Raw genomic sequence first — 12,449 nt, 5'->3', positions numbered from 1 at the left:
GGCTGTGATCGCTCTGGCTCGCCGCCGGGCAAGCGTCCTGTGGGCGCTGCTGCGAGACAATCGGGTCTTCACCCCCACTCCGCCGGTCACGCAGACGGCTTGACTCCGTCATTGAGACTCCTAGCAGCTGGTCCAACAGGCCCCGCGTTTGCTCCGCGTTGAGGGCCTGAGTTCGCAGCATCGCATACTTCTGGGCGAGGATGCTGACCTCACCGGGGTCGCGTACGAGGATGCTGCCGCGCTGCGTCTCGGAGTAAGCGAGGCGCTGGTGATCGGGTGTCTCCAGCACGATGAACGGGCCAGTGAGACCTGCGTGGGCGGTGACTCCGAGGGGGAGCACCTGGAGCGAAACGAAGGGGAGGTCGGAGCAAGCTCGCAGATGGCGCAGCTGCTCCCGGTAGACGTCGATCCCCCCAAGCCGGTCGCGGAGGGCGGCCTCCGAGATGACGAAGCTGAGGTTCGGCGGGACCGGTCGCCGCAGGATCTCCTGACGCTTCATCCGGCGGGCGGTCTGGAGCTCGACCTTCTCGTCTCCCATGTAAGGGACGCGACATCGGAAGACCGCGCGAGCGTAGTCCTCGGTCTGGAGCAGACCCGGCACGAGCAGCGTGTCGTACCAGGACAGGGCCACGGCCTGGGCTTCGGCCTCCATGTACGGCTCGGCCCACGCCGGGACCATGTCGACTTCAGGCAGCTGGTTCGCGGCGATGGCGAGCAGCCCCGGGAGGCCGAGTTCCCGGTCCAGCTGCTCCGCGACGTCCGGCATCAGGACGCGCCTGCCCTGCTCGATCGAGGCCAGGGTCTCGACGTCGATGCCGATCTGCTCGGCGAGTGCGCGCTGGGTCAGTTTCTTGGCGACGCGGCCGGTGGCGACCTGCGCCCCGACCATCTTCATTGCTGACGAGTTGGGCCGAGGCCTCTTCCTGGGTGGCATGACGGTGTAACTCCCCACCTGAGCACGGAACATAGCCGTGCCAACCCGTACTCCTTGAAGAGTACGGGTCGGTACGGGGTCCCACGCTAGTCACCCACGGCGACGACCGTCAGGCGAACGGAAAGATTGCGCGCACCCCAACCTGCGCTTCCCACCTGGGAGTTAAGCCCTGTGAAACGTCACGCATGAGACGTCACACCCACCCAACCCCAGCTACGCAACGTAAGGGGGAACCAGCCGGTCCGATGTGTCGAGCCATGCCCTGTGGTGGCCGTCCGGGCTGATCGTCATTCCGAAGCGTTCGGGACCCGGTTCGCCCATAGTGGTCCACCACTGATGCGCGGCATGCACCTCGGTCCACAGCCGGCGGGGCCCGTACTCCCAGACGGCGAAACGATCCTCGCGCCCACCCGCGACGTCGACGGCCGCCCACGACGTCGCATCGGTGGTGGCCAACCACAGACGTGCGGCGACGCCTGGTACGTCCGGACGGTCGTGCCAGGTGTGCCACACGGCCTCCAGCTGGAGGCCGATCGCGAACTGCGCGGCGAAATCGGGCCCCGTGACCGCCCACGGCGACAGCGAGGTCACCGACTCGTCCGGGACGTGCTCGTCGCGGACCACGTCACGGAAGATCCGCAGATCGGTGCGCTGGTTCCGCATGAGCATGAACGCCGAGTGCAGGGAGAAGCGGCCGCTTGCCGCCCCACCCTCGCCCGCCTCCAGGCGGAGCAGGCCGTAGCACAACCAGGGCGTCTCCCACGGGGTCAGGATGATGCCTCCCGCGCGTACCTGGGTGAGCCAGGCGGGCGGGACACGGCGTACCGAGCACGTCGCTACCAGGCGGTCCACCCTCGGCCCGGCGATCGGCTCGCTGCCGTCCGCGGTGATCAGCCGGGGGTGGAGCCCGAGGGCACGGAGATTCTCGGACGCCGTCGCAGCCAGGGCGGGGTCGAGTTCGATGCTGGTGACGTGCCGGGGCCCCAGCCTGTGAGCGAGCAGGGCGGCGTTCCAGCCCGTGCCCGTGCCGATCTCCAGGACCTCGTGCCCGTCTTCCACTCCGAGCATGTGCAGCATGCGGAGCACGATCGACGGCTGCGAGGCCGAACAGGAGGCCCACCACTGGTCTGCGTCCTGCGGCGGGTCGCCGTCGTTGATCTGTGTGACCACGGCCTGGTCGGCGTAGGCGGCGGTCAGCCAGTCCTCGGGGGCGGTCGTACGTGAGCATGGCCGGAGGTCGTCCCCGAGCCAGATCGTCTCCGGCAGGAACCGGTGCCGGGGAACGTCCAGGACGGCCTTCTCCCACACCCGGTCCAGGGGGTGGCCCAGCACGGCTGCGATGGTGCCGGGCAGGCCGCGGAGGGCGGCCTGCCCGGCGTCGTTGGTCATGGACATCAGGCCGTGGTCACTTCCCGTGCTTCGGCGGCGGCTTCGGCGACGAGGTGTCCGGGTTCGGCTTGGACGTCCCCGGGTCCTTCCCGCCCGCGTGCTGGCCACTGCCTCCGCCTCCGCCCTTGCCCGTTCCCCAACCCATCGGGTCCTCCCGTCGTCGCTGTCTTCTTCAGGATGTGCGTCTGCGCCGACAGCATCGGGAATGCCGTTTCCGGGAGGCAACAAACTTGCATGTGCTTGCACGCGGTCATTCCAGTGCGTTGATCGCATCGCCGATCAGGGCACGGGCGTCCTTGCCGAAGACCGCCATGCGGGCGAGTTCGGCGAAGACGCGCGCGTAGGTGGTGATCTGGCTCGGTTCCTTCAACGTCATCTCGGCGCCGGCCAGCTCGATCACCACCCGCTCCTCGTCGAAGATCCAGAAGCCTTCGTTCGGCCACATGGTGCGCTGCGCGCCCAGCGGGATGATGCCGAGGCTGACCTGCGGCCAGACGGACACGGCGGTGAGGTGGGCCAGCTGTGCGGCCATGGTGGCCGTGTCGCCGAACTTCGCCCGCAGGGCGGCTTCTTCAAGGACGAACCCGAAGCGGCGGCCGGCGTCGCGGAGCACGGCGGCCTTGCGGCGGGTGCGGACGTCAGCGGCCTGCCCGGCGTCGTCGGGGATGCCCCAGAAGTCGATGATCCGGCCCATGATGGCCTTCGCGTAGGCGGGAGTCTGGAGCAGGCCGGGGATGACGCCGGGTTCGTAGATCCTGAAGTGCCGGGTGCGCTCGTACTGGGGTACAGCGGCTTCCTGGACCGGAGCGAGACCGGCCTGATGGACCCTGCTCCACTCGACGTACATCTCCTCGATGTGCGCCGCGGCCGCGTACAGATCGGCGTACACGGCCGGATCACCGCTGAGCCGGGCGTACATCCGCAGGTCGTCCTCGCCGGGCGTGGTCTTGCCGTGTTCGATCCGGGAGACCTTCGCCTCGCTCCAGCCGGCCCGGGCGGCGAACGCCCGGGCCGTGGCGAACCCGGCCTGCCTGCGGAGGTCGCGCAGCCGGCCGCCGAGTGCCTTCCGCGCCTCGGCGACGGCGGCGAGCGGAGTGGACACGGCGGCGCTCCGGCTCAGCCGGGCCTGTACTCGGCGTGCGGGATCGCCCGCTCCCACACCGCTTCGAACGCCGCCGTGCACAGCTGAAGGACATGCGGATCGGCGTTCAGCTCCATCCAGCCTTCGCCGGCGGCCTCCCCGTCGCCGGTGAAGTGCAGCACGACCACGGTCCTGCTGTCGAACACCCAGAAGTCGTTGCCCGGAAACGCGATGTCGGTGGCCTGCCGGCGCGGCAGCCAGCGAATCTCCTCCCCGGCCGCGGCGTTCGCGTCGGAGATGAAGTACTCCCAGCGGATGTAGTCGCTCTCGGGGGTGGAGAAGACCCGGGCCCGCCGGACCCGCACTCCCCGTTCGGTGGCGTCGCGGACCCAGCCCAGCCACTGCTGGAAGTCCTCGTCCTCCGCCAGGTGATCGGCCCGGGACCCGGCCTTCCACGCGTCGAGGGCCGGCTCGGCCATGTAACCGTCACGCATCTCCAGGTGCACGGCGGAGTGGCGGGCGGAGGACAGGAGCTCCTCAAACGAGGGGGCCGACACGGTCGTCCTCCTCGAAGAACTGGACCATGCGGCGGGGGATCTCCACGACGTCCTCGTGGTCCGGCAGGTCGAGCTGCGCGCGGCGCTCGGCGTCGGCCACCTTCCAGCCCTGCACGAGGTACGTGTCCTTCTCCTCGTCGACGTAGACGGTCGGGCTTCCGCCGCTCTTGCTCTCCGGGTCCTTGCCAAGCATGCGCAGAGCCATTGCCCCTCCTCGGGTCAGCGCCTCGGGATCTCCTCCGCGATCCTTGCACTCACCCTCGTGACCCTGCACGGAACTTGCGCCGGCTTGCAGCGGGCGACAAGACACCCTGAATTGCGCATAGAGGGAGGACCGGCCCCGGGCCGGCGTCAAAGGGGTGTGTCACACCAGCCCAAAGCCGGAAACTCCCTGTGGCCGCTGTGGCCGCTCCTCGCGCGGGTCCCACTCGTACAGCCCGGCGCCGGAGGTCCAACGCTCCACCCATGGGCGGGCCTCGCCCTCGGTCTCCCACAGCCCGTTCGAGCGGGAGTGGCCGCTCAGGCGGCGCTCCACAGCCGGGCTGTAGACGCCCTGGACGCGGAAGTTCTCCAGGTGCCAGACGGGCACGATGACGCACTTGTGCCGCGGTGACCCGCGATGCCGGCCGACGGCGATGACCCGCCCGTGCCCCCAGTCCCACCGGGGCGGTACGAGCCAGACCTTCCCGCCGGGCGGGAAGTGCTTGGTTCCTCGCCTGATCGCCACGGCGCCGGGCCCGTACGGGAGTTCCCTGCGCACGTTGGCCACCACCGCGAACCCGAGCGCCCCCTCCGGCTTCTCCGCTCCGCTCTCCACGTCCACGCCGCCCCCTCGTCACATCACGCGAGCTCCAGCCATACCTCCAGCCGCCCATCCTCCTCCATCAGGTGACCGGCGGAGCATCGCGGCGGCCGCGGCGGCGAACGCCCGTTCGTCCCGGCGGCCCGTTGATGCGACAGGGAACAACTAGACGAATGAGCCTGAAGTGCTTACCGGTTGGTGCAGTTGGAGGAGGGCAGGCTCGGGTCCTGGCCTAATGTCGCCTCCATGACCTCCGCGCTGATCCTCATAGACCTGATGCCACGCATCATCGCCCTGCCCCTTGCTCCGCACTCCGGCGAAGAGGTGCTGACGCGCTGCCGTCGGTTGGCCGAGGCGTTCAGGGCGAGCGGTCGCCCGGTGGTGCTGGTTCGAGTGGAGAGGCCGAACACAACCGAGCAGCCGCCAGGCAGCGGCTTCGCTGACGGTCTGGTCCAGCCCAGCGATGTTGTGGTCGTCAAGCGCACCGTCGGGGCATTCCATGGCACCGACCTGCACGACCAGTTGCGCAACCTGGGCGTGGACACAGTGGTGCTCGCTGGGCTGGTCACCACGATGGGGGTCGAGTCCACCGCGCGGGCCGCGAGCGACCACGGCTATGAGGTGGAGTTCGTTGCCGACGCGATGTCCGGTTTCGCTGCCGACGAGCACGACTTCACCGTGGAGAAGATCTTTCCCCGGTTCGGTGAAGTGCGTAACACGGCGGCCTACACCTGAATCAGTGGTCGTAGGCGATCGGCGACCTTCTTGAGCATCGGCTCGCCGTAGCGCTTCTTCTCGCGCGGCCCGCCATGTTCGAACGCTGGACGACGGGGCGCGACATGCCGCACGGCACCCGCGTGGAGTCGGTTGTTGCGACCCTCCCAACCCCGGCTACGCATAGTGATGAAAGAAGACCTGGCCGACCAGCGCCCGCCGCGACCGGACCCCCGTCTTGTCGAAGACCGATTTCAGGTGGTCCTGGACCGTGTACTCCGCGAGGTGCAGCGCCCCGCCGATCTCCTTGGTGGAGTGGCCGCGGAGCACCAGGAGGGTGATGTCGCGTTCGCGTTCGGTCAAGGAGTAGGCGTCCATCAGGAGGTCGGCCCGGTCCGGCCCCGTGGCCGACTCGACCGCCACGGCGATGTTCGTGCCGGTGCCGCCGGTCAGCCGCCACGCGTGGAGGACCGCCCACTCCCCCGCGCGGGTGCGCACCATGGCCCGGGCCGTACCCGTGAACGTGTCCGCACGGGCCTTGGCCGCCACCCCGTAGACGCTGGCGGGCAGCTCCGCGCAGCCGGGTGCGCGCTGTTCCGGCAGCCGGTCCAGCCATGCCTCGGCCCTGGGCGACGCGGAGAGGACGTCGTAGTCCTCGGTGAGGAGGATCAGCACGGAGTCGTCGCGGTCCGGCGGCCGCTGCGCCCCGCCGAGGACCAGGCTGCGGCGGAGGGCGGCGCCGAGGACCGGTGACAGCTGCGCCGCGAAGGCGGCCTCGTGGGGGTCGAAGGCCCGGCCGCGTACGAGCACCAGCGCGCCCCACGTCCGGCCCCCGTCGCGCAGCAGGACGCGCATCTCGTCCCGCAGGCCCAGCGGCTGGAACAGGTCGCGGTGCCGCACGCTCCGCTCCGGCTCACCGCCGGTGTCGGCGCTGAGGACTCCTACCGGGTTCTCGCGCCGGGCGAGTTCCGGCATGAGGTTGAGGTCGCCCTCGCGGTACTCGATGTCGAGCATGCGCGGCATGTGCTCCGCGGCCAGGCCGTGCCGGTAGACGCCACCGCAATTCATCAGCGTCGCCGGGTCGAGCAGTACGCCGGCCCAGGCGTCGGGCGCCAGCACTGTCGAAGCGGCGCGCATGGCGGACTCGAAGACGGTGTTCGGGTCGGTGACGGCGGCGGTGGTGGCGGCAGTGGCCCGCACGGCCGCTTCGTGCGCTCGGTGCCGGCGTAAGAAGGGCATGCGGCGACGGTAGGGGCGGAACGGCGGCTACCGGGCAGGGCTCCGCCCGGCGTGTCCGCACCCGGACTTCCCAGATTTCTGGGATGGAGGACGTCGGCTGCGCCCGCGAGTCTTGTTCTCGCAAGCCGACGAGAGGCGCCCGCCGAAAGGGCGGGTGCCACACCCAGGGGGGTATTTCGATGATGAAGCTCGGTGTTCGACGTGCTGCCGCCGCTGCCGCACTCAGCGTGGTCGCTCTGCTCGGTACGGCCACGGTGAGCCAGGCCGCACCGGCCGACGCGGCGCCGCAGGCGCAGGTGCAGGCCGCGGGTCAGGACGTCACCGCGATGGCCGGCTGGGTGCCGGTCGCCGCCTTCCCGACCTACCAGCAGTGCGCGGCCGCCGCCGCACCGTACGGGTCCTACGCGACGTGCAGCTACGTCGGCGGCAGCTACCCGTACGTCCTGTGGCTCTGGCAGGTCTGACCGAGCACACACCGTCCGCCGAGGTCCTCACGCGGGGCCCCGGCGGGCGGGCTCGCGCCGGGTCGGAGGCGGCCCTGTGGAAAGGCACGTGCCGGACGATCAGCACCGCGCGGCCTGGACCACCCCGCCCCGGGATGGTCCAGGCACGCCGCCGGGGTCAGAGCTTCCTGATGCTGTACCTGACGCCGGTGACGCACATGTTGTTCCAGTACGAGCTCGTGACGACCCACCCGGCGGGGATGGGCGAGTTGGAGCACACGTTCATGGACGTCTGGGTGCCCACCTGTGTGATGCCGTACCGGACGCCCGTGACACACATGCTGTTCGTGTACGAGCTGGTGATCACCCACCCGGCCGGGATCGGGGACTCGGAGCACACGGTCATGGACGTCTGGGTGGTCACCTGCGTGATGCCGTACCTGACACCCGTGACGCACTCGCTGCTGCGGTACGAGCTCGTGACGACCCACCCTTCCGGGATGGGCGAGTTGGAGCAGATGACCGCGGCGATCGCCCAGTCCTGCGTGGCTTGGGTGACGGGTGCGGGTGCCGCCGTCGGGGCGGGGGCCGCGGAGGCGGTGGCTGCCGCCGGGCCGGCGATGAGTGCCGCGGCGGCGAGGAGGGTCGCGGCTGCGGTCGACAGCCATCGGGCCAACTTCACGAGGGGTCCTTTCACCAGGGGACGGAAGGAGAGAACCGCCGGGCCCGCGGTGGTCACGACCCTAGCCACGGAGTGCCGTCGCGGAGTCTCGCCGAGGTATCAACTTCGGTCACCGAAGGTCCTGTTACGGCCGTGACGCGACACGGGCGCGCTGGGTACGGTCCGGGACCGTGGAGACCACCGATGATCTCGCCCGGCTGCAGGCCGCGGTGGATGCGCATGCCCTGGTGAACCTGACGGGCGGGCTCGGCAGCGGGAAGAGCGTGCTGGCGCGGCGGCTGGCGGTGGCGGCGGTCGTCGACCTCGCGGACGGCTTCCCTGGAGAGGGGGCCGGGGAAGGACGGCTCGGGGTGCTGCGGCGGCTCGTGGCGCAGCCTGGTGGGCTGCTGCTCGTCGACGGTGTGGACGGGCCCGGTCAGGCCGCGGCGGTCGCGGCCGTGCTGGATCCGGCGCGGTCCGCGGTGCTACGGCCGGTGCTGCTGGTCAGCAGGCGTCCCCTGCGGGCGGTCGCGGACTGGGGGGAGAACGCCCCGGCGACCGTCGGGATCGGCCCCCGGTCCGCGGAGGCGATCGAGGCGCAGGCCCGGGCGGCGGGCATCACCGACCCGGCGGACCTCGCCTTCGTGGTCCGGCTGGCCGGCGGGGTCCCCCTGCTGGCGGAGCTCGCCTGCCGGGCCCTGCACCTGGGGGTCGCCCCGGACCCGGGCCCCGCCGCCGACTGGATGGCCGGCGAGGTGCTGGAGCGGCTCGGTCGCGAACGGCCGGGGCAGCGCTGGCGTCACGCGGTACGGCTCCTGGCAACGGTACGCACCGGGGACGAGCGGCTGCTGGCGGGCGGGCCGGGGCTGTTCGAGGCCCTGGCCGGGCTGAGCCTCGTACAACGGGAGCGGCTGGGGCTGGCGATCCGGGAGCCGTACCGCACCCTCTTCGAGACGGCGTACCGGTGGCGGCGCCCGCAGGCGTACGAGGAGGTGCGCAACCGGGCCGCGGGGTACCGCAGGGCGCTGCTGACCGAACGTGCCCCTGCCCCCGGGCCCGAGGAGCGGGCCGGGCTGGTGGAGGAAGGGCTGTTCCTGACGGGGGATCCGCTGGTGCGGTCCACCCTGTTCCCACCCGCGGAGGAGGTTTCGCGGATCGGGCCCTCCCGGCCGGGGGAGGCCGAGGACATCGGCCGGCTGATGCACCGGTGGGCGGTGCGGGGCGGGTTCGACGTACGGCGCTCCGAACGGATCGTGGAGCGCTGGCTGGAGGGCGGCTCCGCCGCGTTCCGGCTGGCCCGGGACCGGGAGGGGCGGCCGGTCGGGCTCGCGGCGCTGTTCCCGGTCGGGGCGGACACGGAGGCCGGCATCGAGCCGCTGCTCCAGCAGCACACGCCGGACCTGGTGGGCGGCGGGGCGCACGGCGGGCTGTTCCTCGGTGCCGCGTACGGGGCGGACCCGGTGGTGCACGGGCAGATCCTGCGGGACGTCCTCGCGCAGTCGGTACGGGCCGGGCATCTGGTGGTGTCCACGGCCAGCCCGGACTACCAGGCGCTGCTGCGCACCCTGAGTTTCCGTCCGCACGGCGAGATCCGCGACGACGTGTACCGGTGCGGGCGCCGGCCCGAGGTCTACAGCCACGACTTCGGCGCCGCCGGGCTGCCGGGCTGGATGGGTGCACTGGCGCCCGGCGGGGCGGGGGCGTCCGGCGCGGTGGCCGGCGGGGGGCAGGTGCGGCGGGTGGCGGGGCAGGACGCCGGGGTGCTGGTGGCGTGGGCCCTGGCCCGGGCCGGCGATCTCGCGGCGCTGGCGCAGAGCCCGCTGCTGACCCTGCCGGGGATCGGCTCGGCCGTGGGGCTGCGGGCCTGGCTGGAGGACACGGTGGCGGAGCTGGCGGCGGCCGGGGAGCCGGCGGATGCGGAGGCGGGGGCGATCCTGCAGGCGTACTACTTCGGCCGGGCCCGTACGCACCACCAGGTGGCCCGGCGGCTGCACCTGAGCCGGGCCACGTACTTCCGCAGACTGCGCCGCGGCCTCTCCCGCCTGACGTCGAGCCTGCCCCCCGGTGAAGGATCTCGCTCCCAGGACCCGCCCTGCGGGAGCCTCGGGTGACGGGTCAGGCGCGGCTCGCGCCCCTGGCGTACGCGAGCGACCGCCGGTACGCCCGGGTCTCCGGATGGTCGGGGCCGAGCACCTGCTCCGCGTCGGCCACCAGGGCGTCGAGCAGGGCGGCGGCCTCGTCCAGCCGCCCCGCCCGCCCGTAGGCGTAGACGACGTTGTTCCGGGCGAAGAGGGTGTTCGGATGCGTCGGGCCGAGCAGCCTCGCGATGTTCTCCAGATGGCTCTCGGCGAGGGCGGTGGCCTCCTCGGCCGCTCCGGCCTGCAGGCGTACCCCTATCAGGTTGGTGCGGACGCTGAGGGTCAGGGGGTGGTCGTGGCCGAACTCCCGGATGTGACCGGTGAGGGCTCGCTGCCCCATCTTGATCGCGTCGTGCACGCGCCCGGCCGAGGAGAGGATGACGAGGAGCTGCGCTCGGGTCATGACGACGTGCCGGTCCTCCGGGCCGTGCAGCCGCTCAAGGTCGCGGAGGTTCCGCTCGCCGAGTCGGCACGCCTCTTCCGTCCGGCCCACGGCCCGGTAGGCGAGGGCGAGGTTGCCGCGGGCCGCCAGGGTGTCGTCGTGCTCGCCGCCGAAGGTCCGTGCGGTCTCCGCCGCCATCCGTTCCCAGTAGGCCAGCGCCGCCTCCCGGTGCCCGGTGTTCGCCAGGCTGGAGCCCGCGCGGTAGAGGACGGGGTGCGCCTTCGGGAGCCACAGGTGGCGTCCGGCGGTCGCCGCGAGGACGTCCGTATTGGCCCGTAGGACGGCGGCCCATTCCCGGTGCGGTTCCTCCGGATGCGGCCAGATCGCGTGCAGCGCCTCGGCCGCCACGACCGCGAGGCCGCGCCGCTCCCCGTCCGGGATCGTCTCGCGGACCGCGCGGGCGGTGAGGGCGTGGACGCGGACCGAGTTCGCACCACAGGTCAGGAGCGCGTACCGGTGCAGCACGCGCAGGGTCGTGTGGACGGTCGCCAGCTCGGCGCCTCCGAGGTACGCGCGGACGGCCGGTGTGGCCCACAAGGCCCCGGGGTGGCCCGCGGGGTCGAGGAAGGCCGTCAGGCGGAGGACGGGTACGGCGAGGCCCGCCGGGTCGGCTTCCTGGGCGGCGTCCAGGGAGAGGAGGAGCGTGGTGGCGACCGCGCGGCCGTAGCCCTCGGCGTCGGCGTCCGGCGGCAGCACCTCCGCGAGCGACCGGGCGGCGGTGAACCGGGCCAGGTACGGGGTGCAGGGCAGGCCGTGGTTGATCATGTACGCGGCGGCGTGGCCGAGCGCGAGCGGCAGATGTCCGAGCCGCTGCGCCAGTTCGTCCACGGCCCCGTCCGCGAGCCCCGCCTCCTCGGCCAGGCGCGCCCGCAGGTAGGCGGACGCCTCCGCCGGTTCGTACGCGTCGACGGCGACCCGTCGCCGCCCGCCGCCGGTCAGCCGGGCGTCGTGGAGGCGGGTCGTGGCGAGGACCCGGCCGCTGCCGGTGCGGCTCGCCGGCCACAGGGGCTCGATGCCCGCCGGGTCGGCGACGTCGTCCAGGACGACGAGCCAGCGCCGGGAGGTGGTGGCCAGCCAGGCCAGGAAGGCGCGGGCGTCGGCTTCCGGGACCTCCCCGGTCGCGCCGGGGGCGGCGACCCGGAGGGCGGCCTGGGCGTAGCGGGCGACGACCTGCTGGGGCTCGGCGGCCGGGGCCCACACGACGAGGTCCGTCCCCTCGGCAAGGGCCTGGGCGGCGTAGGAGGCGGCGAGCTGCGACTTGCCGACCCCGCCGCCGCCCGACAGGACCTGGGTCAGCACCGCCGTACCGCCCCCGGTCCATGCCGCGTCGATCCGTTCCCGCAGTGCGGCGCGGGGCTGGAAGGCGGAGGCGAGGGCGGGCGCGGAGCCTACCTCCAGCGGCCAGCGCACGGCGGCCTCGCCCTGGGCGGGCGGCTGGTGCACGACGACGGAGCTGTACGGGCCGAGGGCGCTGTAACGGGCGTCACCGCCGACGCTCACGCCACTCCGGTCCTTCCGCCAGGGGCTCACCGGCGCTCGCTCCCGTCACCGAGGGCGCTGTCGTGGACGTCGCCGAGGACGATCGTGGCGTCCCGGGCCGCCCGGACGTCCTCACCCGCGGCCCGCGGGGTGCCGTCGCCCACGGCCCGCGGGATGCCGTCGGCCGGGGGCTCGGCGGGCGTGGGCCGGGTCGGCCGGAGCCGGGGCCGGGTGGGCGGTCCGGGGGCCGTGGAGCCCGTGGCGAGCGGGCCGCCCCTCACGTTCCCGGTGATGACGGTCGGCGCGCGCTCGGCTCTGATCCGGCGCGCCCGGCCGGCCGGGGGCAGGCGTAGGTCGAGTTCCACGCGCCGGACGGCGTCGCCCGCGTCCAGTTCGGCATCGCCGCGCGGCGCCGCTTCCTGCGCCGCACGCGCGCCCCGGCCCTCGGCGTCACCCGATAGGCACAAGGCCCGGTCCCGCACCTCGAAGGGGTGCGGGACCGGGCCCGGGTGGTGCTGCTACGCCGTCAGTGCCGGCCTTACGGCTCACACCTTGACGAGTTCGCGCTCC

General features: G+C 72.5%; 12 protein-coding genes and 1 pseudogene. 3 read left to right on the top strand and 10 right to left on the bottom strand.

Going from position 1 to position 12,449, the window contains the following annotated elements:
- Positions 1-190: 190 nt before the first annotated feature.
- The 6 genes and pseudogenes from GPJ59_RS25515 to GPJ59_RS25490 form a co-directional block, all read right to left on the bottom strand.
- Positions 191-889, bottom strand: a pseudogene (locus tag GPJ59_RS25515) (helix-turn-helix domain-containing protein); the annotation flags it as partial.
- A 258-nt stretch (positions 890-1,147) separates the two neighbouring features.
- Positions 1,148-2,329 (bottom strand): methyltransferase domain-containing protein, encoded by a 1,182-nt coding sequence (locus GPJ59_RS25510; RefSeq protein ID WP_219670040.1) that lies wholly within the window; start codon positions 2,327-2,329, stop codon positions 1,148-1,150.
- A gap of 244 nt (positions 2,330-2,573) precedes the next feature.
- Entirely contained in the window at positions 2,574-3,425 is an 852-nt protein-coding gene (locus GPJ59_RS25505; RefSeq protein WP_219670039.1) for a DUF5753 domain-containing protein, read from the bottom strand.
- A 14-nt stretch (positions 3,426-3,439) separates the two neighbouring features.
- On the bottom strand, positions 3,440-3,961 hold the full coding sequence (locus GPJ59_RS25500) for a DUF6879 family protein (RefSeq protein ID WP_219670038.1): 522 nt from the start codon (positions 3,959-3,961) through the stop codon (positions 3,440-3,442).
- Positions 3,942-4,166 (bottom strand): hypothetical protein, encoded by a 225-nt coding sequence (locus GPJ59_RS25495; RefSeq protein ID WP_219670037.1) that lies wholly within the window; start codon positions 4,164-4,166, stop codon positions 3,942-3,944. Before GPJ59_RS25495 ends, GPJ59_RS25500 begins: the two co-directional genes overlap by 20 nt.
- A gap of 159 nt (positions 4,167-4,325) precedes the next feature.
- On the bottom strand, positions 4,326-4,784 hold the full coding sequence (locus GPJ59_RS25490) for a hypothetical protein (protein WP_219670036.1): 459 nt from the start codon (positions 4,782-4,784) through the stop codon (positions 4,326-4,328).
- 225 nt (positions 4,785-5,009) lie between these two features.
- Between GPJ59_RS25490 and GPJ59_RS25485 the strand changes: the two genes are divergently transcribed.
- A complete protein-coding gene (locus tag GPJ59_RS25485; protein WP_219670035.1) occupies positions 5,010-5,498 on the top strand; it encodes an isochorismatase family protein in 489 nt (162 codons plus the stop codon).
- A 156-nt stretch (positions 5,499-5,654) separates the two neighbouring features.
- Here the strand turns inward: GPJ59_RS25485 and GPJ59_RS25480 are convergent, their stop codons facing one another.
- Complete coding sequence (locus GPJ59_RS25480) at positions 5,655-6,716, bottom strand: LuxR C-terminal-related transcriptional regulator (RefSeq protein WP_219670034.1); 1,062 nt, start codon at positions 6,714-6,716, stop codon at positions 5,655-5,657.
- Positions 6,717-6,895: 179 nt separating this feature from the next.
- Between GPJ59_RS25480 and GPJ59_RS25475 the strand changes: the two genes are divergently transcribed.
- A complete protein-coding gene (locus GPJ59_RS25475; RefSeq protein WP_219670033.1) occupies positions 6,896-7,180 on the top strand; it encodes a hypothetical protein in 285 nt (94 codons plus the stop codon).
- 157 nt (positions 7,181-7,337) lie between these two features.
- Here the strand turns inward: GPJ59_RS25475 and GPJ59_RS25470 are convergent, their stop codons facing one another.
- Complete coding sequence (locus tag GPJ59_RS25470) at positions 7,338-7,841, bottom strand: hypothetical protein (protein WP_219670032.1); 504 nt, start codon at positions 7,839-7,841, stop codon at positions 7,338-7,340.
- A gap of 170 nt (positions 7,842-8,011) precedes the next feature.
- Here GPJ59_RS25470 and GPJ59_RS25465 point away from each other — a divergent pair, with 170 nt between their 5' ends.
- Positions 8,012-9,931, top strand: a complete 1,920-nt coding sequence (locus GPJ59_RS25465; protein ID WP_219670031.1) for a hypothetical protein — start codon at positions 8,012-8,014, stop codon at positions 9,929-9,931.
- Between the two features lie 4 nt (positions 9,932-9,935).
- On the opposite strand, the gene GPJ59_RS38650 is transcribed toward GPJ59_RS25465, so the two are convergent.
- Positions 9,936-11,900, bottom strand: coding sequence for a tetratricopeptide repeat protein (locus tag GPJ59_RS38650; RefSeq protein WP_219670030.1), 1,965 nt, complete (start codon positions 11,898-11,900; stop codon positions 9,936-9,938).
- A gap of 26 nt (positions 11,901-11,926) precedes the next feature.
- Positions 11,927-12,346: a hypothetical protein gene (locus tag GPJ59_RS25455; protein WP_219670029.1), complete on the bottom strand. Its 420-nt coding sequence runs from the start codon at positions 12,344-12,346 to the stop codon at positions 11,927-11,929.
- Positions 12,347-12,449: the final 103 nt, after the last annotated feature.

This window comes from Streptomyces bambusae, from assembly GCF_019400985.1.
Lineage (GTDB): Bacteria > Actinomycetota > Actinomycetes > Streptomycetales > Streptomycetaceae > Streptomyces > Streptomyces bambusae_A.
This window is presented reverse-complemented; position numbering and strand designations above follow the sequence as displayed.